This window comes from Ruegeria sp. CG8 (assembly GCF_056537165.1).
Genome location: NZ_JBQFRA010000001.1, coordinates 1,179,021 through 1,201,842, shown reverse-complemented (window position 1 = coordinate 1,201,842; position 22,822 = coordinate 1,179,021). Strand labels below are relative to the sequence as shown.

Annotated in this window: 24 protein-coding genes and 1 tRNA gene; 16 read left to right on the top strand and 9 right to left on the bottom strand. The window is 59.2% G+C overall.

Annotated features, from left to right (window positions below; all coding sequences use genetic code 11):
• The first annotated feature begins 15 nt into the window (after positions 1-15).
• The 9 genes from sufB (at position 16) to ACR0EF_RS05895 (ending at position 6,527) form a co-directional block, all read left to right on the top strand.
• Positions 16-1,536, top strand: coding sequence for a Fe-S cluster assembly protein SufB (sufB, locus tag ACR0EF_RS05935; RefSeq protein WP_170339113.1), 1,521 nt, complete (start codon positions 16-18; stop codon positions 1,534-1,536).
• On the top strand, positions 1,536-1,805 hold the full coding sequence (locus ACR0EF_RS05930; protein ID WP_170371037.1) for a hypothetical protein: 270 nt from the start codon (positions 1,536-1,538) through the stop codon (positions 1,803-1,805). Before sufB ends, ACR0EF_RS05930 begins: the two co-directional genes overlap by 1 nt.
• Positions 1,805-2,008, top strand: coding sequence for a hypothetical protein (locus tag ACR0EF_RS05925; RefSeq protein ID WP_170371039.1), 204 nt, complete (start codon positions 1,805-1,807; stop codon positions 2,006-2,008). The genes ACR0EF_RS05930 and ACR0EF_RS05925 overlap by 1 nt, the downstream gene beginning before the upstream one ends.
• Positions 2,009-2,056: 48 nt before the next feature.
• A complete protein-coding gene (sufC, locus tag ACR0EF_RS05920; protein ID WP_170357887.1) occupies positions 2,057-2,812 on the top strand; it encodes a Fe-S cluster assembly ATPase SufC in 756 nt (251 codons plus the stop codon).
• Positions 2,812-4,092 carry a Fe-S cluster assembly protein SufD gene (gene sufD / locus ACR0EF_RS05915; RefSeq protein WP_170371041.1) on the top strand — a complete coding sequence of 427 codons (1,281 nt, stop codon included), beginning with the start codon at positions 2,812-2,814 and terminating at the stop codon, positions 4,090-4,092. The genes sufC and sufD overlap by 1 nt, the downstream gene beginning before the upstream one ends.
• Positions 4,092-4,577 (top strand): YIP1 family protein, encoded by a 486-nt coding sequence (locus ACR0EF_RS05910; protein WP_170357884.1) that lies wholly within the window; start codon positions 4,092-4,094, stop codon positions 4,575-4,577. Before sufD ends, ACR0EF_RS05910 begins: the two co-directional genes overlap by 1 nt.
• Complete coding sequence (locus tag ACR0EF_RS05905) at positions 4,574-5,140, top strand: Yip1 family protein (RefSeq protein ID WP_170371013.1); 567 nt, start codon at positions 4,574-4,576, stop codon at positions 5,138-5,140. The genes ACR0EF_RS05910 and ACR0EF_RS05905 overlap by 4 nt, the downstream gene beginning before the upstream one ends.
• A gap of 11 nt (positions 5,141-5,151) precedes the next feature.
• Positions 5,152-6,372: a cysteine desulfurase gene (locus ACR0EF_RS05900; protein WP_170371043.1), complete on the top strand. Its 1,221-nt coding sequence runs from the start codon at positions 5,152-5,154 to the stop codon at positions 6,370-6,372.
• 78 nt (positions 6,373-6,450) lie between these two features.
• Positions 6,451-6,527, top strand: a tRNA-Arg gene (locus tag ACR0EF_RS05895).
• A gap of 131 nt (positions 6,528-6,658) precedes the next feature.
• Here the strand turns inward: ACR0EF_RS05895 and mepK are convergent.
• The gene (gene mepK / locus ACR0EF_RS05890; protein WP_170338571.1) at positions 6,659-7,228 is read right to left on the bottom strand and encodes a peptidoglycan L,D-endopeptidase MepK; all 570 of its coding nucleotides are present in this window, start codon (positions 7,226-7,228) and stop codon (positions 6,659-6,661) included.
• A 354-nt stretch (positions 7,229-7,582) separates the two neighbouring features.
• Here mepK and ACR0EF_RS05885 point away from each other — a divergent pair, with 354 nt between their 5' ends.
• From ACR0EF_RS05885 to ACR0EF_RS05870, 4 genes are read left to right on the top strand one after another with little or no spacing between them, the layout of a single operon-like run.
• Positions 7,583-9,193: a L,D-transpeptidase family protein gene (locus tag ACR0EF_RS05885; protein WP_170371045.1), complete on the top strand. Its 1,611-nt coding sequence runs from the start codon at positions 7,583-7,585 to the stop codon at positions 9,191-9,193.
• 37 nt (positions 9,194-9,230) lie between these two features.
• The gene (locus ACR0EF_RS05880; protein WP_170371047.1) at positions 9,231-10,322 is read left to right on the top strand and encodes a UDP-3-O-(3-hydroxymyristoyl)glucosamine N-acyltransferase; all 1,092 of its coding nucleotides are present in this window, start codon (positions 9,231-9,233) and stop codon (positions 10,320-10,322) included.
• Between the two features lie 32 nt (positions 10,323-10,354).
• Complete coding sequence (locus tag ACR0EF_RS05875; RefSeq protein ID WP_170371049.1) at positions 10,355-10,612, top strand: acyl carrier protein; 258 nt, start codon at positions 10,355-10,357, stop codon at positions 10,610-10,612.
• A 9-nt stretch (positions 10,613-10,621) separates the two neighbouring features.
• A complete protein-coding gene (locus ACR0EF_RS05870) occupies positions 10,622-11,830 on the top strand; it encodes a beta-ketoacyl-[acyl-carrier-protein] synthase family protein (RefSeq protein WP_093962085.1) in 1,209 nt (402 codons plus the stop codon).
• A gap of 50 nt (positions 11,831-11,880) precedes the next feature.
• Here the strand turns inward: ACR0EF_RS05870 and ACR0EF_RS05865 are convergent, their stop codons facing one another.
• On the bottom strand, positions 11,881-12,492 hold the full coding sequence (locus ACR0EF_RS05865) for an invasion associated locus B family protein (protein WP_170371051.1): 612 nt from the start codon (positions 12,490-12,492) through the stop codon (positions 11,881-11,883).
• Between the two features lie 468 nt (positions 12,493-12,960).
• Here ACR0EF_RS05865 and ACR0EF_RS05860 point away from each other — a divergent pair, with 468 nt between their 5' ends.
• Positions 12,961-14,508 carry a helicase HerA-like domain-containing protein gene (locus tag ACR0EF_RS05860; RefSeq protein WP_170363451.1) on the top strand — a complete coding sequence of 516 codons (1,548 nt, stop codon included), beginning with the start codon at positions 12,961-12,963 and terminating at the stop codon, positions 14,506-14,508.
• Between the two features lie 42 nt (positions 14,509-14,550).
• Here ACR0EF_RS05860 and ACR0EF_RS05855 read toward each other — a convergent pair whose 3' ends face one another.
• The 7 genes from ACR0EF_RS05855 to ACR0EF_RS05825 form a co-directional block, all read right to left on the bottom strand.
• Positions 14,551-14,805 carry a hypothetical protein gene (locus tag ACR0EF_RS05855; RefSeq protein WP_170371053.1) on the bottom strand — a complete coding sequence of 85 codons (255 nt, stop codon included), beginning with the start codon at positions 14,803-14,805 and terminating at the stop codon, positions 14,551-14,553.
• A 188-nt stretch (positions 14,806-14,993) separates the two neighbouring features.
• Positions 14,994-16,307: a branched-chain amino acid ABC transporter permease gene (locus ACR0EF_RS05850; protein WP_170357869.1), complete on the bottom strand. Its 1,314-nt coding sequence runs from the start codon at positions 16,305-16,307 to the stop codon at positions 14,994-14,996.
• Positions 16,304-17,314 carry a branched-chain amino acid ABC transporter permease gene (locus ACR0EF_RS05845; RefSeq protein ID WP_093962081.1) on the bottom strand — a complete coding sequence of 337 codons (1,011 nt, stop codon included), beginning with the start codon at positions 17,312-17,314 and terminating at the stop codon, positions 16,304-16,306. Before ACR0EF_RS05845 ends, ACR0EF_RS05850 begins: the two co-directional genes overlap by 4 nt.
• A gap of 210 nt (positions 17,315-17,524) precedes the next feature.
• The gene (locus ACR0EF_RS05840) at positions 17,525-17,854 is read right to left on the bottom strand and encodes a hypothetical protein (RefSeq protein WP_170357867.1); all 330 of its coding nucleotides are present in this window, start codon (positions 17,852-17,854) and stop codon (positions 17,525-17,527) included.
• A gap of 329 nt (positions 17,855-18,183) precedes the next feature.
• Entirely contained in the window at positions 18,184-19,014 is an 831-nt protein-coding gene (locus ACR0EF_RS05835; RefSeq protein ID WP_170338588.1) for an ABC transporter ATP-binding protein, read from the bottom strand.
• Positions 19,011-19,799: an ABC transporter ATP-binding protein gene (locus ACR0EF_RS05830; RefSeq protein ID WP_093962961.1), complete on the bottom strand. Its 789-nt coding sequence runs from the start codon at positions 19,797-19,799 to the stop codon at positions 19,011-19,013. Before ACR0EF_RS05830 ends, ACR0EF_RS05835 begins: the two co-directional genes overlap by 4 nt.
• Positions 19,800-19,930: 131 nt before the next feature.
• Complete coding sequence (locus tag ACR0EF_RS05825; protein ID WP_170338589.1) at positions 19,931-21,112, bottom strand: ABC transporter substrate-binding protein; 1,182 nt, start codon at positions 21,110-21,112, stop codon at positions 19,931-19,933.
• A gap of 167 nt (positions 21,113-21,279) precedes the next feature.
• On the opposite strand from ACR0EF_RS05825, the gene ACR0EF_RS05820 reads away from it, so the two are divergent.
• Positions 21,280-22,377 (top strand): PQQ-dependent sugar dehydrogenase, encoded by a 1,098-nt coding sequence (locus tag ACR0EF_RS05820; protein ID WP_170371056.1) that lies wholly within the window; start codon positions 21,280-21,282, stop codon positions 22,375-22,377.
• Between the two features lie 32 nt (positions 22,378-22,409).
• Positions 22,410-22,820, top strand: a complete 411-nt coding sequence (locus ACR0EF_RS05815) for a hypothetical protein (protein ID WP_170371058.1) — start codon at positions 22,410-22,412, stop codon at positions 22,818-22,820.
• Positions 22,821-22,822 lie beyond the last annotated feature (2 nt).

Below are 22,822 nucleotides of genomic sequence, written 5' to 3'. Positions count from 1 at the left end.
GACGGAGGGTGGAACATGGCCGCTTTGGACCAGACCCAGGTAAAAGAAGGTGTCGATCAGGAAACCGTTGACGCGGTGCGCGAGGTCGGGACCTACAAATACGGGTGGGATACGGATATCGAGATGGAATACGCGCCCAAGGGCGTGAACCCCGATATCGTCAAACTGATCTCGGAAAAGAACGAAGAGCCCGAGTGGATGACCGAATGGCGTCTGAAGGCCTTCGAGCGCTGGACCCAGATGGAAGAGCCCAAATGGGCCATGGTCCACTATCCCGAAATCGACTTTCAGGACCAGTATTACTATGCCCGGCCCAAGTCGATGGAGACCAAGCCCAAGTCTCTGGACGAGGTCGATCCCAAGCTGCTGGCTACTTACGAAAAGCTGGGTATCCCGCTGAAAGAGCAGATGATTCTGGCAGGCGTCGAAGGCGCCGAGGATGCCCCGGCCGAGGGCCGCAAGGTCGCCGTGGATGCGGTGTTCGACTCGGTTTCGGTGGGCACGACCTTCCAGGCCGAGTTGAAGAAGGCCGGCGTCATCTTCTGCTCGATTTCCGAGGCGATCAAGGAACACCCCGAACTGGTGAAGAAATATCTGGGCTCGGTTGTTCCGGTGTCGGACAATTTCTATGCCACGCTGAACTCGGCCGTGTTCTCGGACGGGTCGTTCGTCTATGTGCCGCCGGGCGTGCGCTGCCCGATGGAGTTGAGCACCTATTTCCGCATCAACGCGGAAAACACGGGCCAATTCGAGCGGACTCTGATCATCGCCGACAAGGGCTCGTACGTGTCCTATCTGGAAGGCTGCACCGCGCCGCAGCGTGATACCGCGCAGCTGCACGCGGCAGTGGTCGAGATCATCGTCGAAGAAGACGCCGAGGTGAAATACTCGACCGTCCAGAACTGGTTCCCGGGCGATGAAAACGGCAAAGGCGGCATCTACAACTTCGTGACCAAGCGCGCCGATTGTCGGGGTGACCGGTCCAAGGTGATGTGGACGCAGGTCGAGACCGGCAGTGCCGTGACCTGGAAATACCCCTCCTGCATCCTGCGGGGTGATGACAGCCAAGGTGAGTTCTACTCGATCGCCATCACCAATAATATGCAGCAGGCCGATACCGGCACCAAGATGATCCATCTGGGCAAGAACACCAAGTCGCGCATCGTGTCCAAGGGCATCAGCGCGGGCAAGGCCCAGAACACCTATCGCGGGCTGGTGTCGATGCACCCCAAGGCCAAGAACAGCCGGAACTACACCCAATGCGACAGCCTGCTGATCGGCGACAAATGCGGGGCGCACACCGTTCCGTATATCGAGGTCAAGAACAACAGCAGCCGGGTCGAGCACGAGGCCACCACCTCGAAGGTCGATGACGATCAGCTGTTCTATTGCCGCCAGCGCGGCATGGACGAGGAAGAAGCCGTGGCGCTGGTGGTCAACGGGTTCTGCAAGGACGTGCTGCAGGCGCTGCCGATGGAGTTCGCCATGGAAGCCCAGCAGCTGGTCGCGATCTCGCTGGAAGGCTCGGTCGGCTGATGGCGCGTACCAGCCAAATCAGCAAAGAGGCTAAGGTCTTCGAAACCAATGCCAAGGAAGGCGCACGCTCGGAGGCTTTCTGTTGGTTGTCACGTCGGGCCGTGTTGCCGGTTGTGTTGATTTGTGTGGGACTCATTGTTGCGGCATTCGTCAAAAACGAACCGATGGCCGGAAGTCTGAGTCTTCTGATTTTCGTGCCGCTGTTGATCGTGGTTTGGAGGCTCTGGTGGCGTCAGTTTCAGAAGATATGGAAGTATTGGAGAAGCTGATGGCGCGAAATCACCAAAACGGCATCCGCAAGGATAATTTTCTGACTTGGCTTGGCTATGCGCTGCCGGTTCTGGGCGGCTTGCTGGGCGTGGCCTATGTCAACGTCAACTACACCGATTTCATCAACCCGGTCTGGGCAATCGGCGGCGGGGCGGTCCTGGGATGGATCGCGGCGCGGCTGCTGCGCAGGGTGCTGGGATAGGAACAGACCGGGGCCGGCGCGTCCCGAAGATACGCAAAAGGATAAAACATGCTGGAAATCAAGAACCTGCACGTCAAACTTGAGGAAGAGGAAAAGCAGATCCTCAAGGGCGTGGACCTGACGGTCGAGGCCGGCAAGGTACACGCGATCATGGGGCCGAACGGCTCGGGCAAGTCGACGCTCAGCTATGTGCTGTCGGGCCGTGACGGATACGAGGTCACCGAGGGTTCGGCCACGCTGGATGGCGCCGACCTGCTGGAGATGGAGCCGGAAGAGCGTGCCGCCGCCGGCGTGTTCCTGGCGTTCCAGTACCCGGTCGAGATCCCGGGCGTGGGCAACATGACCTTCCTGCGCACCGCCGTGAACGCCCAGCGCAAGGCGCGTGGCGAGGAAGAACTCTCGGCCGCGGATTTCCTCAAACTGGTGCGCGAAAAGGCCAAGTCGCTGAAGATCGACGCCGACATGCTGAAACGCCCGGTGAACGTGGGCTTCTCGGGCGGCGAGAAGAAGCGCAACGAAATCCTGCAGATGGCGATGCTCGAGCCCAAGATGTGCATCCTGGACGAGACCGACTCGGGCCTTGACGTGGATGCGATGAAGCTGGTGGCTGAGGGCGTGAACGCACTGCGCGACGAAGGCCGCGGTTTCCTGGTGATCACCCACTATCAGCGTCTGCTGGACCACATCAAACCCGACGTGGTGCACATCATGGCCGATGGCCGGATCGTCAAGACCGGCGGGCCCGAGCTGGCGCTGGAAGTCGAAAACAACGGTTACGCCGACATTCTTGCCGAGGTGAACTGATGGCCTTGCCCGACGTGAAACAATCCGCGACCGAGGCGCGGCTGGCCACGCTGCCCATGCCCGAAGCCGGCTGCACCCGCGACGCGCGCGAGGCGGCCCTGGCCCGGCTGCGCGCCATGGGTCTGCCCGGGCGGCGCGACGAGTATTGGAAATACACGCGTCCCGATACGCTGATTTCGCCCGAGGCCCCGGCGGCCGAGGTATTCCACACCGACGAGCCGATGGTCTTTGACGGGTTTGACCGCCTAAAGATCGTCTTCGTCGATGGCGTATTCAGCCCCGAGGACAGCGATGACCTGACGCTGGAAGGCGTGAGCATCGACCGGCTTGAGGATATCTGCTGCAAGGACATCCACTGGGCCAAGCAACTGTATGGCGTGCTCGAGGAGCGCGGTCAGACCCCGGTTCAACGCCCGTTGGCGGCCCTGAACACCGCCTTTGCGCAGGATGGCGTGGCGATCCACGTGACCGGCAAGCCGTCCAAGCCGATCAGCCTGATCTATCGCCACGAATCCGAAAGCTCGGACGCGATCCTGCACCACGTGATCCGCGTGGAAAGCGGCGCTGAGGTTACGATTCTCGAGAACGGTCCGGCGGCCTCGCGGTTCAACAAGTGCATCGAGATCGACATCGCCGATGGCGGCACGCTGCATCATGTCCGGGCGCAAGGCAGGGACCATCAGCGCCGTGCCGCGACGCATATGTTCACCCGGCTGGGCAAGGACTCCGTCTACAAATCCTTCACCCTGACCGTGAATGGTGTGCTGACGCGCAATGAACAGGTGGTCGAACTGACCGGTGACGATGCGGTGGCGCATGTGGCCGGTGCCTGTGTGGGCGATGGCGACTTCCACCATGACGACACGGTGTTCATCACCCATGACGCGGTGAACTGCGAAAGCCGTCAGGTGTTCAAGAAGGTTCTGCGAAACGGCGCGACCGGCGTGTTCCAGGGCAAGATTCTGGTCAAGGAAGGCGCCCAGAAGACCGATGGCTACCAGATCAGCCAGTCTTTGCTGCTGGATGACGACAGTCAGTTCCTGGCCAAGCCCGAGCTTGAGATCTATGCCGATGACGTGGCCTGTTCGCATGGGTCGACCTCGGGTGCGATCGACGAGACTGCGATGTTCTACCTGCGCTCGCGCGGGGTTCCGGCCAAGGACGCGACCAACATGCTGACGCTGGCCTTTTTGGCCGAAGCCGTGGAAGAGATCGAAGACGAAGCGCTGGCCGAGGACATCGTCTCGCGGCTGGAAGGCTGGTTGGCGCGGCACAGCTGATGCCGGTGACCACCGATATCGTCGCCTCGTATCGCGGGCCCGGTCGGGTGGTGCGTCGGCTGCTGGACATGGGCCCGCGTGAAGACCGCGCGCTGGCCTTTGTCATGGCGTTCTGTGTGATTGGCTTTATCGCACAGTTGCCGGGCCTTGCGCGCCGTGCCCATCTTGAGGGGTTGGACCTGAACATGCTGATGGGTGGGGCCTTGCTGGGGTCGGTCTTCATTCTGCCGTTACTGCTTTACGTCCTTGCCTGGGGGACTTATCTGATTTCTCGCATGTTCGGCGGTGCAACCACGTCCTATCAGGCGCGGCTTGCGCTGTTCTGGGCTCTGCTCGCCTCATCGCCGCTGGTGTTGTTGAACGGGCTGGTGGCGGGTTTCATCGGTCCGGGACCTGTCCAGACGCTGACCGGGGCCCTGTGGGTTGCGGTATTCGTCTGGTTCTGGTTTTCCGGGTTTTCTCAAACACGAAGGGCGCCGGCATGAACGCCGCATTTCTGGGACATCTGGCCGTTCTGACACTGGCAAATCCGGCCGAGGCGGCAAGGCGTCTGTTGACCAGTGTACCCGGTCGGGATGTGCTTTGGACAGCGCTGGCATTGGTCGTTGTCCTGAACGCTTTGTCTCAATCACTGTCGACCCTTGTGTTTCCGGCGCTTGATCCATCGCTGGATATGGCGTTTGAACCGGTCGTGCAGTCGTTGGCAACTTCGGCCGGGGCCGTTCTCTTGGGCATCTTCGCGTTTCATTTTGTCGGCAGGATGCTGGGCGGCACCGGCAGCCTGGACGGCATGATGCTGCTGATGGTCTGGCTGCAATTCCTGCAGATTCTGGGCCAATTGATCATCTTCGTCATGGTGATGGTTGCGCCGACGATGTTCCTGATCCTCGTATTGGGGATGAGCCTGTACAGCCTCTACATCAGCCTGCATTTCATCAATCAGGCGCACCAGTTCCACTCGCTGGGCAAATCCTTCGTGGTCATCCTCATCTCGGGATTGCTGGCGATACCCTTCGTCCTGTTGATGACCCCAAGCGGGCCTGTTTAGGGAATTCGTTCATGTATGACGTCCAGAAAATCCGCGCCGATTTCCCGATCCTCTCGCGTGAGGTGAACGGGAAGCCGTTGACGTATCTCGACAATGGGGCCTCGGCGCAGAAACCTCAGGTGGTGATAGATGCAGTCACCAATGCCTATGCGCACGAGTATTCGAACGTGCATCGCGGATTGCACTACCTGTCGAACCTGGCGACCGAAAAGTACGAATCCGTGCGCGGAACCGTCGCCCGGTTTTTGAATGTCGCGAATGAGGATGAGATCATCCTGAATTCCGGGACGACCGAGGGGATCAACCTAGTCGCCTATGGGTGGGCCATGCCGCGGATGCAGGCCGGCGACGAAATTGTTCTGAGCGTCATGGAGCATCATGCCAACATCGTACCCTGGCATTTTCTGCGCGAACGACAGGGCGTCGTTTTGAAATGGGTGGACGTGGATGCAAGTGGTGCGCTGGATCCGCAGGCCGTGATCGACGCCGTCGGGCCCAAGACCAAACTGGTGGCGGTGACCCAGTGTTCCAACGTTCTGGGTACCGTGGTTGACGTGAAGGCGATCACCGAAGGCGCCCATGCCAAAGGCGTGCCTGTGCTGGTCGACGGAAGCCAGGGCGCGGTTCACATGCCGGTGGATCTGCAGGATATCGGGTGTGATTTCTATGCTATTACCGGACACAAGCTGTACGGCCCGTCGGGATCCGGCGCGATCTTTATCAAATCGGAACGCATGGTCGAGATGCGCCCCTTCATCGGAGGAGGCGATATGATCAAGGAAGTGTCGAAAGACAGGGTGATCTACAACGATCCGCCGATGAAATTCGAAGCCGGCACTCCGGGTATCGTCCAGACAATCGGCATGGGCGTTGCGCTGGACTACATGATGAGTTTGGGGATGGACAACATCGCGGCCCATGAGGCGGGCTTGCGCGACTATGCAATGCAGCGCCTGACCGGGCTGAACTGGCTGCAGGTTCAAGGGACGATGCCCAACAAGGCCGCTATCTTCAGCTTTACGCTGGATGGTGCGGGCCACGCGCACGATGTATCCACCATTCTCGACAAGAAGGGCGTCGCCGTTCGGGCGGGGCACCATTGCGCCGGACCGTTGATGGATCATCTCGGGGTTACGGCCACCTGCCGCGCGAGTTTTGGTCTGTACAACACCACCGATGAGGTCGACACGTTGATCGATGCGCTGGAACTGGCGCACGAATTGTTTGCCTGATTGTTCGTCGCTAAACCGCGTTTCGACATGCAAAATCCAGTTGCACCCGGATCGGAACAAGGTTAGCTAACGGCCAACGCACCTGTAGCTCAGCTGGATAGAGCGCTGCCCTCCGAAGGCAGAGGCCAGAGGTTCGAATCCTCTCAGGTGCGCCACTTTCTTCCAGCGTTTCAAGGCGTAGCGCTTCTGCGCCTGTGTCCGTCATTGCCAGATGGGCGCTGCGCAGCAAAAAGCCCCGGGCAGTGATGCGCCGGGGCTTTTTGCGGGGTTGGTGAGTGGTAGTGTATTAGCCGCGCCAGGAGCGAACGTCGCCGCAATCCATGTGCACGAAATTTGATCCATAGTATTGGCCGACACCGCCGGCACGGCACGAAATGGCTGCCTTGGCCATCTGTGAGACCGAGCGGGAGGCAAGCCGCAGGTCCGCAGCCTGACCTTTGACGTGGAGAGAGTTCTTGGCGACACCGCGCGACCGACGGCGCAGCATGGCGTTGGTCTGCGGAGAGCGGTAGCCCGACAACAGCATGTAGGGCTCGTTCACATCCAGAAGGTTGTGGGCCGCGGCCATGATGTCGATCGTGCGCAGATCCATGTCCTTTGACTGATCGGTGCGCCAATCACGCATGAAGTGGTTGATTTCCTTGACCGCGTCTTTGACGTATTTGCCATCGACCCAGTAGATCATGTCCAAACGCTCGCCGGTACGGCCCGAATACATACGGATCCTGCGGATGTCTCCGCCCCCGCGAAGGAAGCCTGCTGCGTTTGAGTAGGTTGGTGCTGCAACAACTGCCGTTGCCGCGAATGCGCCCAATAGGGCACGCCGGGTCATCCCCGAGGTACTGCTCTTGGTCATAGCGTGTTTCGTCCCGTACAGTTCCTGCCTGCACACGATGTTACGTGCGCTTTTTTAATTCTTTCCCATCCCAGATGCAGATTTTATGCCACAGAGGGATTCTTGCGCCAAGTGATCTTTTGGCCTTGTGCTTTCTTACGGGGAATTTTCGGCGAAAATCTGCGCAAGTGACAAAAAATGTGGCGAACAGGCCTGAATCCCTTTCGTTTTTTTCCAGACGATGCAAACGCGCATCAGGGGCCCAGCGGTGTGATGTGCTGTTGGAAATGTGAGTGGACAATCCCCCGAGGCGTGAAACATAATTGTCGGGCGCAAAAACTAGAGTTCCAAGTTATTGAAAACCAAGGCTATCCCATGAATTCTGTCCGTCGGACCTGTACTATTTTTCTGTTTGCCGCAAGCATCGCCGTGTCGGCCACATCCGTTCAGGCGGCTCCGACCCAGGCTGAGAGTTTCGCGTTTCGGATGGCTGTCGCGGAAAGCGCAGGGACAACCCCGGAAATCGCGTCCTTTTATCGAGAACAGGAATTCGTGCCGATTTGGGTCGGTCCTACCTCTGATCACGCGGCGCGTCGGTCGGCACTTATCAAAGCATTGTCCCATGCTCAGATGCATGGGCTTCCGGCCGAACGATATGATGTTGATGGCCTGATGGCGAAGATGGAGAGCGCTCGGTCAAACCGCGATCTCGGGGCGCTTGAGGCGGCTCTGAGCGAGGCGTTTGTCCGCTATGCGCAGGATATTCAGTCCGGGCTGCTGCGCCCGGCTCAGATCGATGCCGGCCTCGTGCGTGCGGTCGAACGGAAGCCAGCCTCGGAACATCTTGCGGCGATGATGGGATCCACCGACGGCTCTTATCTCGCGCAGCTTCCGCCGCAGTCCAGCCAGTACCGGGCGCTGCTCAAGCAGAAGATGGCGCTGCAGTCACTGAACGAACACGGTGAATGGGGGCCGACCGTACCAACCGGAAAATACGAACGCGGCGATACGGGGCCGAGCGTCATAAAGCTACGTAATCGTCTGGTTGCGATGGGGTTCCTCAAGCCCATGGCCAGCCCAGAATATGACGACTCCATGGTGGCCGCGGTGCAAGCCTTCCAACGTGCCCATGGTCTTGAACCAGATGGTGTTGCCGGCCAGGGAACGATTGCCGAAATCAACCGTTCACCTTCTGACCGGCTCAAGGCGGTGATGGTTGCGATGGAACGTGAACGCTGGCTCCCTCGCGAGAGGGGTGCACGGCACGTTCTGGTCAATCAGGCCGACTTTTCCGCGAAAATCATCGACGATGGTCGGGTGACATTTGAAACACGTGCGGTGATCGGCAAAAACACCAGCGATCGTCAAAGCCCCGAGTTTTCGGATGTGATGGAGCACATGGTGATCAATCCCAGCTGGCATGTGCCGCGCTCGATCATCACCAAGGAATACCTGCCGAAGTTGCGGGCCAACCCCAATGCCGTCCGGCATCTTGAGATCACCGATCGGCGTGGACGGCAGGTGAACCGCAATGCGGTGGACTTCAACCAGTTCACGGCTCGCAGCTTCCCGTTTGCGATGCGCCAGCCTCCGGGTCAAAGCAACGCTTTGGGGTTGGTCAAGTTCATGTTCCCCAACAAGTACAACATCTATCTGCACGACACCCCGCAGAAGAGCCTGTTCGCACGCGAAGTGCGCGCCTTCTCTCACGGGTGCATTCGTTTGGCGCAACCTTTTGATTTCGCCTATGCTTTGCTGGCAAAACAGGAAGAGGACCCCAAGGCCTTTTTCCACAGGGTGCTGGGTACCGGGCGTGAAACCAAGGTTGACCTCAAACAGCCGGTTCCGGTTCATCTGATTTACCGCACCGCATTCGTCGGGCCGAAGGGCGACGTGCAGTATCGGCGCGATGTCTATGGTCGGGACCAAAAGATTTGGGATGCCCTGCAAAAAGCAGGGGTGGCCCTGCCGAACGTTCAGGGGTAAGCACAGGGCGCAAAATCCTGCGACAAGGAAGCCCGCGATGCAGTTCACCTTACAGCAAATCGCCGATGCTCTGGGGGCGCCGGCCGAGGGAAACACCAGCCTGACGATTCTGAGGGCGGCCGAGCCCAAGGATGCCGGTCCGACCGATCTGGCTATGGCGATGGCTCCGAAATACGCCGAGGCGCTGGCTGAGGGTCAAGCGCGCTGTGCGGTCCTGTGGGAGGGCGCGGACTGGCGCGCACTGGGTCTGGAGGGCGCCGTGTTCGTTGGCCGCCCCCGTATGGCAATGGCCGGAATTACCACGATGCTGGACCGGGGGCAGGGTGTGGCACCCGGGATCCATCCCTCGGCGGTCGTGGACCCGACGGCCGAGATCGCCGGAGATGTGTCCATCGGGCCTCTGGCCGTTGTCGGCCCCCGGGCCCGCATCGAATCCGGAACGGTGATCGGCGCCCAGTGCCACGTTGGTATGGATGTTGTGTTGGGCCAAAACTGCCTGTTGCGCGAGATGGTCAGCATCGGCGCGCGTGCCATCATCGGCGATCGCTTTATTGCGCAACCCGGAGCCAGGATCGGCGGGGATGGGTTCAGCTTTGTCACGCCCGAGGTGTCTGGTGTGGAAAACGTGCGCAAGACCATGGGCGACGCCGGAGACGCCAAGGCGCAGAGTTGGTTGCGCATCCATTCGCTCGGTGCGGTCCAGATCGGCAATGATGTCGAGGTTGGCGCGAACTGCACCATCGACAACGGCACGATCCGCAACACCGTCATCGGAGACGGCTCCAAGTTGGACAATCTTGTTCATGTCGGGCACAACACCCAGGTCGGCAGAGACTGTCTGCTGTGCGGTCAAACCGGAGTGTCCGGTTCGGTTGAGATCGGTAACAACGTGGTTTTGGGTGGCCAGACCGGGGTCGTCGACAATATTTTCATCGGTGACGGCGTGATCGCGGGCGGTGGAACCAAGATACTTTCGAATGTCCCGGCAGGTCGTGTGATCATGGGCTATCCGGGCGTGAAAATGGAAACGCACACCGAAATCTACAAGGCGCAGCGTCGGCTTCCACGCATAGCCCGTGACGTAGAGGCGCTTAAAAAGACGGTTTTCAAACCCTCGTCGAGCGATTAAATCAACCGCAACGCGACAATCAGGGGAACGACATGAGCATCAGCGACCGCGTCATCGCAATCATTGCAGAGCAGGCCGTGCTGGAGCCGTCCGACGTGACGCCCGAAAGCTTTCTGGAAGATCTCGGAATCGATAGCATGGGCCTGGTTGAAAGCATCTTTGCTATCGAGGAAGAATTCGACATCTCGATCCCCTTCAACGCCAACGAACCGACGGCAAGTGATTTCGACATCTCGAATGTTGCAGCGATCATTGCCGGGATCGAAAAACTGGTCGCGAAAAAGGTCTGATCCGCGGTCATGAAACGGGTTGTCATTACCGGCGCTGGCACGATCAATTCGCTGGGCCATTCCGTGCCCGACACCCTGGAAGCGATGCGCGAAGGCCGTTGCGGCATTTCCGAGCTTGAATTTCGTGACGTTGACCGACTGAGCATCAAAATTGGCGGCCAGGTCCGAGGGTTCGAGGCCGAGGGCCGGTTCAATCGTCAGCAGATGGCTCTGTATGACCGTTTCACGCAATTCACTCTGACTGCGGCCAAAGAGGCGATCGACCAGTCGGGGCTGGAGTTTCACGGCGAATTGGCCGTTCGGTCGGGGGTCGTTCTGGGAACGGCCGGTGGTGGTGTTTCGACCTGGGATGACAACTACCGCTCGGTCTACGAAGACGGGAAGAACCGGGTCCATCCGTTCGTCGTGCCGAAGCTGATGAACAACGCGGCCGCAAGCCACATTTCGATGGAGCACAACCTCAAAGGCCCCAGTTTTACCGTTTCGACGGCCTGTGCATCGTCCAACCACGCGATGGCGCTGGCGTTCCAGATGGTGCGCAGTGGCGCCGCCCCGGCGATGATTACCGGCGGGTCGGAGTCCATGTTGTGTTTTGGCGGGGTCAAGGCTTGGGAAGGCCTTCGGGTTATGTCGAAGGACGCGTGCCGGCCGTTCAGCGCAAATCGCAATGGCATGGTTCAGGGCGAGGGCGCCGGTGTGTTCGTATTCGAGGAATACGAACATGCGCGTGCTCGCGGCGCGGAAATCCTGTGTGAGGTTGCGGGCTATGCGATGTCTTCGGACGCGACGGATATCGTAATGCCCAGCAAGCAGGGCGCGGCCCGTGCCATGGCCGGGGCCTTGAAGGACGCCGGGCTGAACGCAAGTGACGTGGGCTATATCAACGCCCACGGCACCGGAACCGCCGCCAATGACAAGACCGAATGCGCAGCAGTCGCGGATGTGTTCGGACGCCATGCCGACGATCTGATGATCTCATCGACCAAATCCATGCACGGCCACCTTATCGGCGGAACCGGCGCGGTTGAATTGTTGGCCTGTATCATGGCCGTCCGTGACGGCGTGATTGCTCCGACCATCGGGTATGAAGAACCCGACCCGGAATGCGCTTTGGACGTCGTACCAAACGAGGCGCGCGAGGCCGAGGTGAATGTGGCATTGAGCAACGCCTTTGCGTTTGGCGGTCTGAACGCGGTGTTGGCCCTCAAGAAGGTATGAAAAAAGCCGCCATCGGGGGATGGCGGCTTTGGTCAATCATCTTGGCGTGATCAGTTGGTGTTGACCTCCAGGCCGTCAAAGGCAGCGGTAAATCCGCTCAGCGACAGATCCATGTTGATAACCTGATCGGGCGCGCGTGCGGGCACCAGTGAAATGGTAGCCTTCGTTCCTGCTTTCATCGCGTCAATGTCGCCTTGCGTCAGACCCAGCTGCGCAACACAACCGACCGGAACACAGTGATGATAGTTGTACAGCTTGCGCGGTGCGCCATCGATCGAGATGGCCAGTTGTGCCTGCAGCAGAGTTTCCAGAGGAACAATGACGTTCGCCCAGGCCGCGGCGGCACCACCGGCGGGCAGCTTGCCAACGGTAATCTCGGCCAGAGGTTCATTCTGCGCACCGTTGAGAATCTGAACCATCGCACAGGGGTCATCGCCGGATTGCGCCTTGATGCAGGAGATCTCCCAGTCGCCCGACTTCTCGCGGACATATTGCTCGCCGACACGCGGGCCGCTTTGACCCAGATCCAGGTCGGAGCCGGTATCCGTGGTCTGACCGGTTTGGGTCTGCTCTTGAGTTTCAGTCGTGGCTTCCTGGGCGAACGCGCCTGAGCCCAGCAATGCAGCCGTTACCAGGGTGGCTGGAACAAGTTTGGTGATCATCAGTGCCTCATTGTGCTGATACAGCTTTTTCAAACGTCTCTAGCATTCCTGCTCGGCCATGTCAGTTGCAAAGCGCGCGCCAAACGCGGGATTGGACGGATTTTCGCCGACCCATCGTAGGCAACCTGAAGTGACGCCGGGAAGCCTTTGAGTACAAACGACAAAGGGAGCCGTACGTGCGGCTCCCTTCAATCAATGTATCTCCCCGTCGGACTGGCCGACTTAGTTATGCCCGAACGTTACGAGAGGCGAACCCAGTGGTCAACTGCAAACAGCGAAATTTAATGTTTCCACAAGCAGAAACTTGGCAATTTCAAAAAAAGGGCTGTGCTCGAAAGCACAGCCAGTCGACAGGGAGGAAGTTTGCCCACCACACGAGGGAATTGCGAGGCGAGCAAAATCACTATCGCAGTCAAAGGTTAAGTTTGTATGGTGGTGCCGGGACGCTAAGTTTTGGGACGTATCAATATGACGGAAAACGTTTTTGTCGGCGGTGGCGGTGTTGATTACAAGCAGCCGCAGGGGTTGACGCTGAAATATGCAAACCGGCACGGCTTGATTGCCGGTGCTACGGGGACGGGCAAGACCGTGACCCTGCAAATCCTGGCCGAGGGGTTCTCGCAGCAGGGCGTTCCTGTTTTCCTGTCAGACGTAAAAGGTGACCTGTCCGGACTAGCGCGTCCCGGCAGCCCCGATCACAAGTTGCATCAGGCCTTCATGGACCGTGCCCAGCGTATCGGGTTTGCCGATTACTCCTATGCCGCGTGCCCGGTCACGTTCTGGGATCTTTTTGGTGAGCAGGGCCACCCTGTCCGGACAACGGTTACCGAGATGGGACCGCTGTTGTTTTCCCGGCTTCTGGACCTGAGCGAAGCGCAGGAAGGTGTGCTGAACATCGCCTTCCGGGTTGCGGATGAAGAAGGGATGCCGCTTCTGGATCTCAAGGACCTGCAGGCTCTTCTGGTTTGGATTGGTGAAAACCGGTCGCAGTTGTCCCTGCGCTACGGAAATGTCTCGACCGCTTCGATCGGTGCCATACAGCGACGATTGCTGGTGTTAGAAAACCAAGGCGGCGCACGGCTATTCGGTGAGCCCGCGCTCGAACTGTCGGATTTGATGCGCCTGGATGAAAACGGCCACGGGATGGTCAACATCCTTGCTTCTGACAAGCTGATGGGCGCGCCCGGGCTGTATGCCACGTTTCTTTTGTGGCTGCTGAGCGAACTGTTCGAGGAACTTCCCGAAGTCGGCGATCCCGACAAGCCCAAGCTGGTCTTTTTCTTCGACGAAGCCCATCTGCTGTTCGACGATGCGCCCAAGGTTCTGGTGGACAAGGTCGAGCAGGTCGCGCGATTGATCCGATCCAAAGGCGTTGGGGTTTACTTCATTACTCAGAACCCGGCCGACATTCCCGAAGATATCCTCGGGCAGTTGGGCAATCGCGTCCAACATGCTTTGCGCGCCTTCACCGCGCGGGATCGCAAGAATTTGCGGCTGGCCGCGGAAACCTATCGGGAAAACCCGGCCTTCGACACGGAAACCGCGATCCGGGAGGTCGGAGTGGGCGAGGCGTTGACCTCGATGCTCGAACGAAAGGGCGCCCCCGGTATGGTCGAGCGAACATTGATACGTCCGCCGGGTTCACAACTGGGCCCGATTACCGACGCCGAGCGCAAGGCTGTGATGGAGGCGTCTCCGATGGCCGGAAAGTACGAAACGCTTCTGGATCGCAAATCGGCATTCGAAATCCTGCAGGCGCGCGCGGCCAAGGCCGCGGCCGAGGCCGAGGAAGCCGAACCCGAGGAGCAAGACGACACCCGGTCGGTGTCCGAGCGGGAGTATTCGGCGGCGCGCAGATACAGCGGCAGCAGAGTAGGGCGATCGTCTGCACGATCGGTCCGAAAGCAAGACAGCTTTGCCTCTGCCATGAGCGAGGCAGTCATCAAAGAGCTGAAAGGAACCACAGGACGCCGCATCGTTCGCGGCATCCTAGGCGGGCTGTTCCGCAACCGTTGAATTTCATCGCGCTGCCAGCCGGAACTGGCGGGGCGTGCCGCGTCAGCGGTTGAGGCGCCGCTGTCCTTCCTGCTGGCAATAGGCGTCAGCTTCGGGAACCGACATCTTGGTGGCCGGGAAATCAATCGCGCGATCCCAGTCAACCCGATCCTGGCGATACAGTTGGCAGGTCACGACGCCCTTGGGCGTCTGTACCTGGACGGGTGTGGTTTCCAGTTCACGGGGGCTTGGGATACATCCGGCCACAACAGCCAGGACCGGAACCATAAGGGCAATTTTCTTTGTGGAAGTCTTCATGGTGCAAGAACTTTTCTTCTGGGTCAGAGTTTACTCGTTAAGATCGGCGCATCAGGTGAGTGGTGTTTCGAACAATATGCGCCGATATGGTTCATAGAGTGTGAAGCCGTCTATTGATTTTTCAAGCCGCAATCAAGAAACCGCGCCATTCGCATGGCGCGGCCTGACGGTTTCGTGATGAAAGATGTCTACTTCTCGGGGATCAGGCCCCTTGGGCTGAATCTGAGAACAATCAGCAGGATAAGCCCCATCGTGAACAGGCGCATATGTGCCGTGCTTTCGATCAGGTGGGCCTTCAGCGCGCTGCCATCTGGCATGCTGGAAGTGATCAGGTTCATAAGCCACAGACCGATCGGTTCGACCTCGACCCACAGGAACCAGATCAGAAAGGCCCCCAGGACCGAGCCGAAGTTGTTACCGGAACCGCCGACGATCACCATCACCCAGACAAGGAAGGTGAACCGGAGCGGTTGGTAGGCGCTGGGTGTCAGCTGGCCGTCCAGCGTCGTCATCATCGCCCCGGCAATGCCACAGATGGCCGAGCCCAGAACGAAGATCTGCAGATGACGGCGAGTGACGTCCTTGCCCATGGCTTCGGCGGCGACCTCGTTGTCGCGGATCGCGCGCATCATGCGGCCCCACGGGCTTTTGAGCGCCATCTGAGCCATCCAGAGCAGGATGAGAAGCACGATCAGAAACAGGAATGCATAACCCAGTTTCACCCACAGGGTCGAAGCGGTCACCGGGTCCAGCCCGAATGAGGCTGCACGTTCGACGAAGGACGGGTCGCTCTGCAGGTCAATCTCATAGCCCACGATAGGTGAGGGGCGGGGGATGCCGTAGACGTTCTTGACCCCACGGGCCAGCCAGTCCTCGTTTTTCATGATCGCAATGATGATCTCGGCGATGCCCAGCGTAGCAATCGCAAGGTAGTCCGAGCGCAGACCCAACGCCGTCTTGCCAATCAGCCAGGCAGCGCCCGCGGCCAATAGCCCACCCGCCGGCCACGCAAGCAGCACCGGAAGATTCAGCCCGCCGATATTTCCCGCAATGGCTGGGTCGATGGCTTCGACGGCAGCGATGCTCGGGTCGAAGACAGCGCGATAGACGAAGAACCCGACGACGAGGATTGCGATGATCGCCAGCGTTCGTGCCCGGCCCTTGGGCATTTTTTGCGCGGCCATCACGGCTGCGACAACGGTCGCCGCCCCCAGCAGAAGCGCCAGCACGATCCCGTACCCGCCCGCGGACCAGGCTCCGGGTGTCGGGGGGGTCGAGACCAGCACAACCGCAAGTCCGCCCAGCGCAACAAAACCCATGACGCCGACATTGAACAGTCCGGCAAAGCCCCATTGCAGGTTCACACCGATCGCCATGATCGCGGAAATCAGACCCATGTTCAGAATCAAGATCGCCGTGTTCCAGCTTTGAACGAAACCGGTCAGCAGGATGAGCCCGCCGACAATCACGAAAAGCAGGGTGTTTTTGACTGCTTCGTTCATACCGCTTTCCCCTTGAACAGACCTGTTGGCTTGAACAGAAGCACGATCAGCAGAATGACGAAGCTGACGGCGAATTTGTAATCGGTGGACAGGAACTGCACCAGGCCCGAAGGTTCCAGGCTTTCCGGGGCAAGGTAAGTCAGCACCTTCTTCCAGGCATAAGTGATCGTGACTTCGGAAAAGGCGATAATGAATCCGCCTGCGATAGCCCCAATCGGGTTACCCAATCCGCCCACGATGGCCGAGGCAAAGATCGGCAGAAGCAGCTGGAAATAGACGAATGGCTTGAAGCTCTTGTCCAGCCCATAGAGAACCCCGGCCGTCGTGGCCAGTGCCGCAACGATGATCCAGGTGATCATCACCACACGTTCCGGGTTGATGCCGGACAACAAGGCCAGATCCTCGTTGTCGGAATAAGCGCGCATCGACTTACCAGTGCGGGTCTTGTTGAGGAACCAGAACAGCAAGGCTACGGCAACGACGGCGACGATCACGGTGATGCCCTGCGAGGTCTTGATCGCAAGCCCCTCATCCAGCCCGGTCATCTTTTTGAAATCCCTCGCAGAAATCAGGAACCGAGCCCCATCCGAGAACCTTTGGTCATCGGGGCCGATGATGAAGCGCACCAGCCCATTCATGATGAACATCACGCCCATGGACACGATCACCAGGATCACAGGTTTGGCCTTTTGCTCGCGGTAGAACCGATAGACCAGCCTGTCGGTGATCAGCACCAGAAGGATGCACCCCAGGATCGCAAACGGAAGCGCCAGAAGCGCCGTCGGCAGGGGCCCGAACCCGATCCCTGCGGCCTGAAGACCCCAGGTGACCAGCACGGCAATCATTGCGCCGAAGGCCATCGTATCCCCGTGGGCAAAGTTGGAAAACCGCAGGATGCCGTAGATCAGGGTGACCCCCAGCGCCCCAAGTGCCAACTGGCTGCCATAGGCAACCGCAGGCACGATCACAAAGTTCGCAAGCGCAACAAGCGCATTCAGTAGGTCCATTATGTTCTTCTCACTGTCCGGGTGCGGCTTTATGGCATGACGCCGACAAAAGACACAACAATTTGGAGCATGATTTTTGCGGCTTTGTGCATGTTTTTATGCGGTTTGGCGGACATTGATCACGTGCGCTCCGACCGTCTGCCGATCCCCGAAAGAAAAAGACCGCGCCACCATGTGGGACGCGGCCTGAAATCGCAGATGATTGCGGGACTAGGCTCCGGTTTCCATGCATTGGCCGCGGTCATTCTGAAGGACCGGACGGCGAATGGACAGGTTGTAGGACAGATCAGGGCTTTTGACGAAGAAGGTCATGACATGCTGTTCGGTCGCCAGGATGAACGTCATGTTGTTCAGTCCAGGAAACACCTGAGCATCCCCGGTCGTGTCACCGAATTTGACCGATCCCTTTTGCTCGCCTTCAAGCCGTGTCAGCCGGTACTCGGTTCCATCAATATCCGATATGCACACAAACTCGCGTTGCTGAGCCACAGCGCCAGTTGCCAAGTGTGCGACCAGTGCGGCGATCATCCATTTCTTCATTTTGACTTCCAATTTTTGTGCCCCCCAATTGGGGCGCGTTTCGGGGATTGGTGTAGTGGTTCGGGCGCAGCGATATTTTTGAAATTTGACCTGATTAAAGCAGCAGATAGGCATTCCGAGAAATTCCACAGGCTTTTTGAACCGGTGCGCTGCCAGGAAATAATTTATATTTTTCAGATGCCTAATAAGGGTTCTCAGGAAGAAGGGTGTGGCCGGAAACACCGATTGCCATCTTCTGGCCTTCAATTTTGCGCAAAGCGATCAAGCAAAAAGGCCAGTCGAGAATCCCGACCGGCCCCATGAAAAAACCGAATTCTGAAAAGCGTCGGTTAGCCGCCCAAAAACGACTTGCGCACTTCCTCGTCCGCCAGCAGTTCCTTACCGGTTCCGGTGTATGCGTTGCGCCCCTGGACCAGTACATAGCCCTTGTCGGCGATCTCAAGTGCCTGGCGAGCATTCTGTTCCACCATCAGGATCGGAAGGCCGGTGCGCGACACTTCGATGATGCGGTCGAACAGCTCGTCCATCACGATCGGCGAAACGCCCGCAGTCGGTTCGTCCAGCATCAGCACTTTGGGCTTGGTCATAAGCGCGCGGCCGACGGCCACTTGTTGGCGCTGTCCGCCCGAGAGCTCACCCGCCGCCTGGTTGCGTTTGTCTCGCAGGATCGGGAACAGCTCGAACACCTGTTCCATCGTGTCCGAGAAATCATCCGTGCGGATGAACGCGCCCATTTCCAGATTTTCCTGAACCGTCATCGAGGTGAAAATGTTCTGCGTTTGGGGCACAAAGCCCATGCCTTTGATCACCCGGTCCTGCGGGCTGAGGTTGGTGATGTCCTCTCCATCCAACCGCACCGATCCGGCGCGCACGTCCAGCATGCCGAAGACGGCCTTCATCGCGGTGGATTTGCCAGCACCGTTGGGGCCGACGATCACGGCGATTTCGCCCTTGTCCACGGCGATCGTGCAATCGTGCAGAATGTCGGGGCCTTTGCCGTACCCGCCGGTCATGGTGTCACCGATCAGGAATGGACCGCCTTCTACCCGGTGGGTCTTGCCGCTGACCCGATGGGCCGGCGTCATTGTGCCGATGCCATGCGTGTTGGTAATCGAGGCGTCCTTGTTGCCCTTGTCGTCCTGATAGGGATTGTCGCTCATGCCCCGGCCTCCAACTGGTCTTTGTTCTTGAGCCCAGTGCCCAGATAGGCCTCGATGACGTGCTCGTTGGCCTTGATCTCGTCCAGCGTGCCTTGCGCCAGAACCTTGCCCTCGGCCATGCAGATCACCGGATCGCAGATCTTGCCGATGAAATCCATGTCGTGTTCGATCACGACGAAGGTATAGCCGCGTTCCTTGTTCAGACGCAGGATCGTATCAGCGATGGTCATCAGCAGGGTGCGGTTCACGCCTGCGCCGACCTCGTCCAGGAACACGATCTTGGCGTCCACCATCATCGTGCGGCCCAGTTCCAGCAGCTTTTTCTGGCCGCCCGAGACCTGACCCGCCTTGTGGTCGGCCAAGTGTTCGATGGTCAGGAACTCCAGCACCTCGTCGGCCTTGGCGCGCAGGGCGCGTTCCTCATCCGCAATCCGCTTGCGGCCGAACCATGTGTTCCACAGCGATTCACCGGATTGGCCACCGGGGACCATCATCAGGTTTTCGCGGCATGTCATCGACGAGAACTCGTGCGCGATCTGGAACGTGCGCAACAACCCCTTGTGAAACAGATCATGGGGCGGCAGGCCGGTGATGTCTTCGCCATCCATCCAGACCTTGCCGCTGGTCGGAGGCAGAACACCCGCGATCACATTAAAAAGAGTGGTTTTTCCGGCTCCGTTCGGGCCGATCAGGCCGGTAATCGAGCCCTTTTCGATCTCCAGCGATGCCCCGTCCACCGCATGGAAACCGCCGAAATGCTTGTGCACGTCCTCGACGACGATCATGTGTTCCCCTGTCCGCGGCTTTCGCGGTTCTTCGTGTTGCCCCATCCTCAAGATAAGGTGGCGCCTTTTGTCATTGAAACAGCCCGGACACAAGGCCCGGGCTGCTTGGTATCATGCGGTCAGCTGACGGATCAACGGAACTTGACGGTCTCGTTCTTGCCGTCTTTCACTTCGATCTCGCGGTAGGACCCGGCGCTTTCGCCCGGACCGATCAGTTCGACACCCGAAGCGCCGACATAGTCGATGTCCTGACCAGCGGCCAGCAGTTCCAGACCCTTGGCCAGTTCACCCGGATAGATCTTCTCGCCGGGGGCGTTGGCCACATCCAGGATCTTGCCACCGTACTGGGCCGGATCGGCCGACCCTGCTGCTTGCATGGCCAGCATGAACAGCGCGGCTGCGTCATAGCTTTCGGGCGAGTAGGGCGACGAGCCGTCAAAGCCCGCGGCTTCGGCCATCGCGAAATATTTCTCGGCGCCTTCACCGCCGGAACCGGCGATCTGACCAAACGAGCCGTCCAGATCGGGGCCGACATTCGCAGGCAGCGAGTCACCGATCATGCCGCCCGGCAGACCGAACGTGTCGAACGCGCCGCTGTCCAGAGCGGACTGGATGATGCCCAGACCACCCTGATCCAGGTAACCGGCAACCACGAGGATGTCACCGCCGGCCGAGGCCAGCGCGCCGACTTCGGCCGAATAGTCCGCTTTGCCGTCTTCATGTGCTGCAACGATGGTCACTTCGCCGCCCACGGCCTCGAACGACGACTGGATCGCGTCGGCCAGACCTTTGCCGTAGTCGTTGTTGGTATAGGTCAGAGCGATCGAGTTGATGCCGCGGTCTTTCAGAATGTCGGCCATAACCTGACCTTCACGCGCATCCGACGGGGCGGTGCGGAAGAACAGGCCGTTGTCTTCCATCGTCGACAGGCCGGGCGAGGTCGCCGACGGCGAGATCATGACCATGCCATTCGGAATAGCGACGTTCTGCAGGATTGCGCCAGTCACACCCGAGCAGTCGCCGCCGATGATGCCGGCAACGCCATCGGCGATCATGCGTTCGCCGTTCGAGGTGGCCAGACCGTTGTCGATGCAGCCGGTATCGGCACGCGACGGGGTGACGGTGGCGCCGCCCAGCAGCTTGCCGGATTCGGTCACTTCGGCCATCGCCAGTTCGGCGCCCGAACCCATTGCCGGGGCCAGCGATTCAATCGGCCCGGTAAATCCGAACAGAACGCCCAGTTTGACGTCTTCGGCCATTGCGGCACCAGCCAGCAATGCGGTTGCTGCAGTCGCAGTAAGCAGCTTTTTCATTAGGTTACTCCCTTGTTGGAACGTATTCGTTCTGAGCAAGACCCTAGGCAAGCTGTTCAGAAAAGAAAAGTCCAAACAGGAATGTGTCTTTTGGCTGAACAACTCTATTTGTTTTCTAGGGTTTGGTTCCCGGGCGGCTCATTCTGACAGGGATTGGAGCGAAAGGTATGATCAGGTTTTTTACGATTCTCATTCTGATGATTTGCGGCACCGTCGCGTCGGGCGAGTCATTGAAGACATCCGCAGGCGAGGTCTCGGTCACGACCATGTTGGGGGGTCTGGATACGCCCTGGGCGATCGGCTTGTTGCCTGATGGCAGTTTTTTGGTCACGGAGCGCGACGGCCAGTTGCTTTTGGCGCGTGATGGCAAGGCCACCAAGGTCCGGGGTGTTCCGAAGGTCGCGGCGCAAGGGCAGGGCGGTCTGCTGGACGTAACCATCGCCCGCGATTTTGACCGCACCAGAGAGGTGTTTCTAACATTCTCGAAACCGCAGAGCGGCGGGGCCGGTACGGCGGTTGCCGTGGCGCGCCTGTCCGAGAACGGCAAGCGGCTGACCAACCTGAAGGTGATATTCGAAGCGGTTCCCGGCGGCTCGGGTGGCCGGCATTTCGGATCGCGCGTGGTCGAGGCGCAGGACGGGACGCTGTTCATCACTGTGGGGGATCGTGGCGACAGGCCAAGCGCGCAGGACCGCTCGAACCACATGGGGACGGTTATTCGGATCAACCGCGATGGCTCGATCCCGGCGGATAATCCGTTTGTCGCGCAAGAAGGCATCCGTCCCGAGATCTGGTCCTTTGGTCATCGCAACCCGCAAGGCGCTGATGTTGATACGAGCGGCCGGTTGTGGGTCTCGGAACATGGCGCCAGGGGCGGGGACGAGGTGAACCTTGTGAAACCCGGCGCCAACTACGGTTGGCCGGTCATTTCCTACGGGACGCATTATTCCGGAGAGAAGATTGGCGAAGGCACCAGCAAAGACGGAATGGAACAGCCGCGCTTGTATTGGGATCCGTCCATCGCGCCCTCGGGCTTGATGGTCTATTCCGGCGGGATGTTTCCCGAATGGCGGGGTGACATCTTCGTGGGTTCGCTGAAATTCGACTATATCGCACGGCTGTCCGGAAACCCGTTGCGCGAGGTCGAGCAGATCAAAGGCCCCGAGACCGAACGGGTCCGCGACATCGTGCAGGCCCTAGACGGTGCGATCTGGTTCATCTCGGTCGGGCAGGGTGCGGTTTACAGGATTTCCCGTTCGTCCTAGGAGTGCAGCGATACACTTCTAAGAGGATTGATATGTTCCGCATTCTCGCAGCGATATTTTTGTCCCTTTCGACACTTCCCGCCGCGGCCGACGAGGTCTTTGCGACCTATGCCGAATACGAAGCCTTCGTCGACACCAAGATCAAGAACCGCGAGTTCTCGAACGTCATCAACCGGTTGGGCGGCGCCGACGAATACACGCCGCAGCAGATGCAAGTCCTGCAAGGGCAGCTGCGTGACCTTGTCCCGTACTACCTGACCAATGCCGACGTTGCCAAACGGGTCGAGCTTGAGAACGGGTTCGCGCAGGAAATGCGGATCTACTGGAACGACAAGAACAGCTATCTCTACTATTACGCTCTTTTGCATAAACGCCACGACGGCGTGCTAGTTCTGCAGTTCAGCATCAACACACGCGCCGAGCCCATTCTGGGCATGTTCTAGGC

What these genes read in the sequence shown, in the direction of transcription:
- sufB (WP_170339113.1), top strand. Translation starts at nt 16, where the DNA reads ATGGCCGCTTTGGACCAGACCCAGGTAAAAGAAGGTGTCGATCAGGAA.
- ACR0EF_RS05930 (WP_170371037.1), top strand. Translation starts at nt 1,536, where the DNA reads ATGGCGCGTACCAGCCAAATCAGCAAAGAGGCTAAGGTCTTCGAAACC.
- ACR0EF_RS05925 (WP_170371039.1), top strand. Translation starts at nt 1,805, where the DNA reads ATGGCGCGAAATCACCAAAACGGCATCCGCAAGGATAATTTTCTGACT.
- sufC (WP_170357887.1), top strand. Translation starts at nt 2,057, where the DNA reads ATGCTGGAAATCAAGAACCTGCACGTCAAACTTGAGGAAGAGGAAAAG.
- sufD (WP_170371041.1), top strand. Translation starts at nt 2,812, where the DNA reads ATGGCCTTGCCCGACGTGAAACAATCCGCGACCGAGGCGCGGCTGGCC.
- ACR0EF_RS05910 (WP_170357884.1), top strand. Translation starts at nt 4,092, where the DNA reads ATGCCGGTGACCACCGATATCGTCGCCTCGTATCGCGGGCCCGGTCGG.
- ACR0EF_RS05905 (WP_170371013.1), top strand. Translation starts at nt 4,574, where the DNA reads ATGAACGCCGCATTTCTGGGACATCTGGCCGTTCTGACACTGGCAAAT.
- ACR0EF_RS05900 (WP_170371043.1), top strand. Translation starts at nt 5,152, where the DNA reads ATGTATGACGTCCAGAAAATCCGCGCCGATTTCCCGATCCTCTCGCGT.
- mepK (WP_170338571.1), bottom strand. Translation starts at nt 7,228, where the DNA reads ATGACCAAGAGCAGTACCTCGGGGATGACCCGGCGTGCCCTATTGGGC.
- ACR0EF_RS05885 (WP_170371045.1), top strand. Translation starts at nt 7,583, where the DNA reads ATGAATTCTGTCCGTCGGACCTGTACTATTTTTCTGTTTGCCGCAAGC.
- ACR0EF_RS05880 (WP_170371047.1), top strand. Translation starts at nt 9,231, where the DNA reads ATGCAGTTCACCTTACAGCAAATCGCCGATGCTCTGGGGGCGCCGGCC.
- ACR0EF_RS05875 (WP_170371049.1), top strand. Translation starts at nt 10,355, where the DNA reads ATGAGCATCAGCGACCGCGTCATCGCAATCATTGCAGAGCAGGCCGTG.
- ACR0EF_RS05870 (WP_093962085.1), top strand. Translation starts at nt 10,622, where the DNA reads ATGAAACGGGTTGTCATTACCGGCGCTGGCACGATCAATTCGCTGGGC.
- ACR0EF_RS05865 (WP_170371051.1), bottom strand. Translation starts at nt 12,492, where the DNA reads ATGATCACCAAACTTGTTCCAGCCACCCTGGTAACGGCTGCATTGCTG.
- ACR0EF_RS05860 (WP_170363451.1), top strand. Translation starts at nt 12,961, where the DNA reads ATGACGGAAAACGTTTTTGTCGGCGGTGGCGGTGTTGATTACAAGCAG.
- ACR0EF_RS05855 (WP_170371053.1), bottom strand. Translation starts at nt 14,805, where the DNA reads ATGAAGACTTCCACAAAGAAAATTGCCCTTATGGTTCCGGTCCTGGCT.
- ACR0EF_RS05850 (WP_170357869.1), bottom strand. Translation starts at nt 16,307, where the DNA reads ATGAACGAAGCAGTCAAAAACACCCTGCTTTTCGTGATTGTCGGCGGG.
- ACR0EF_RS05845 (WP_093962081.1), bottom strand. Translation starts at nt 17,314, where the DNA reads ATGGACCTACTGAATGCGCTTGTTGCGCTTGCGAACTTTGTGATCGTG.
- ACR0EF_RS05840 (WP_170357867.1), bottom strand. Translation starts at nt 17,854, where the DNA reads ATGAAGAAATGGATGATCGCCGCACTGGTCGCACACTTGGCAACTGGC.
- ACR0EF_RS05835 (WP_170338588.1), bottom strand. Translation starts at nt 19,014, where the DNA reads ATGAGCGACAATCCCTATCAGGACGACAAGGGCAACAAGGACGCCTCG.
- ACR0EF_RS05830 (WP_093962961.1), bottom strand. Translation starts at nt 19,799, where the DNA reads ATGATCGTCGTCGAGGACGTGCACAAGCATTTCGGCGGTTTCCATGCG.
- ACR0EF_RS05825 (WP_170338589.1), bottom strand. Translation starts at nt 21,112, where the DNA reads ATGAAAAAGCTGCTTACTGCGACTGCAGCAACCGCATTGCTGGCTGGT.
- ACR0EF_RS05820 (WP_170371056.1), top strand. Translation starts at nt 21,280, where the DNA reads ATGATCAGGTTTTTTACGATTCTCATTCTGATGATTTGCGGCACCGTC.
- ACR0EF_RS05815 (WP_170371058.1), top strand. Translation starts at nt 22,410, where the DNA reads ATGTTCCGCATTCTCGCAGCGATATTTTTGTCCCTTTCGACACTTCCC.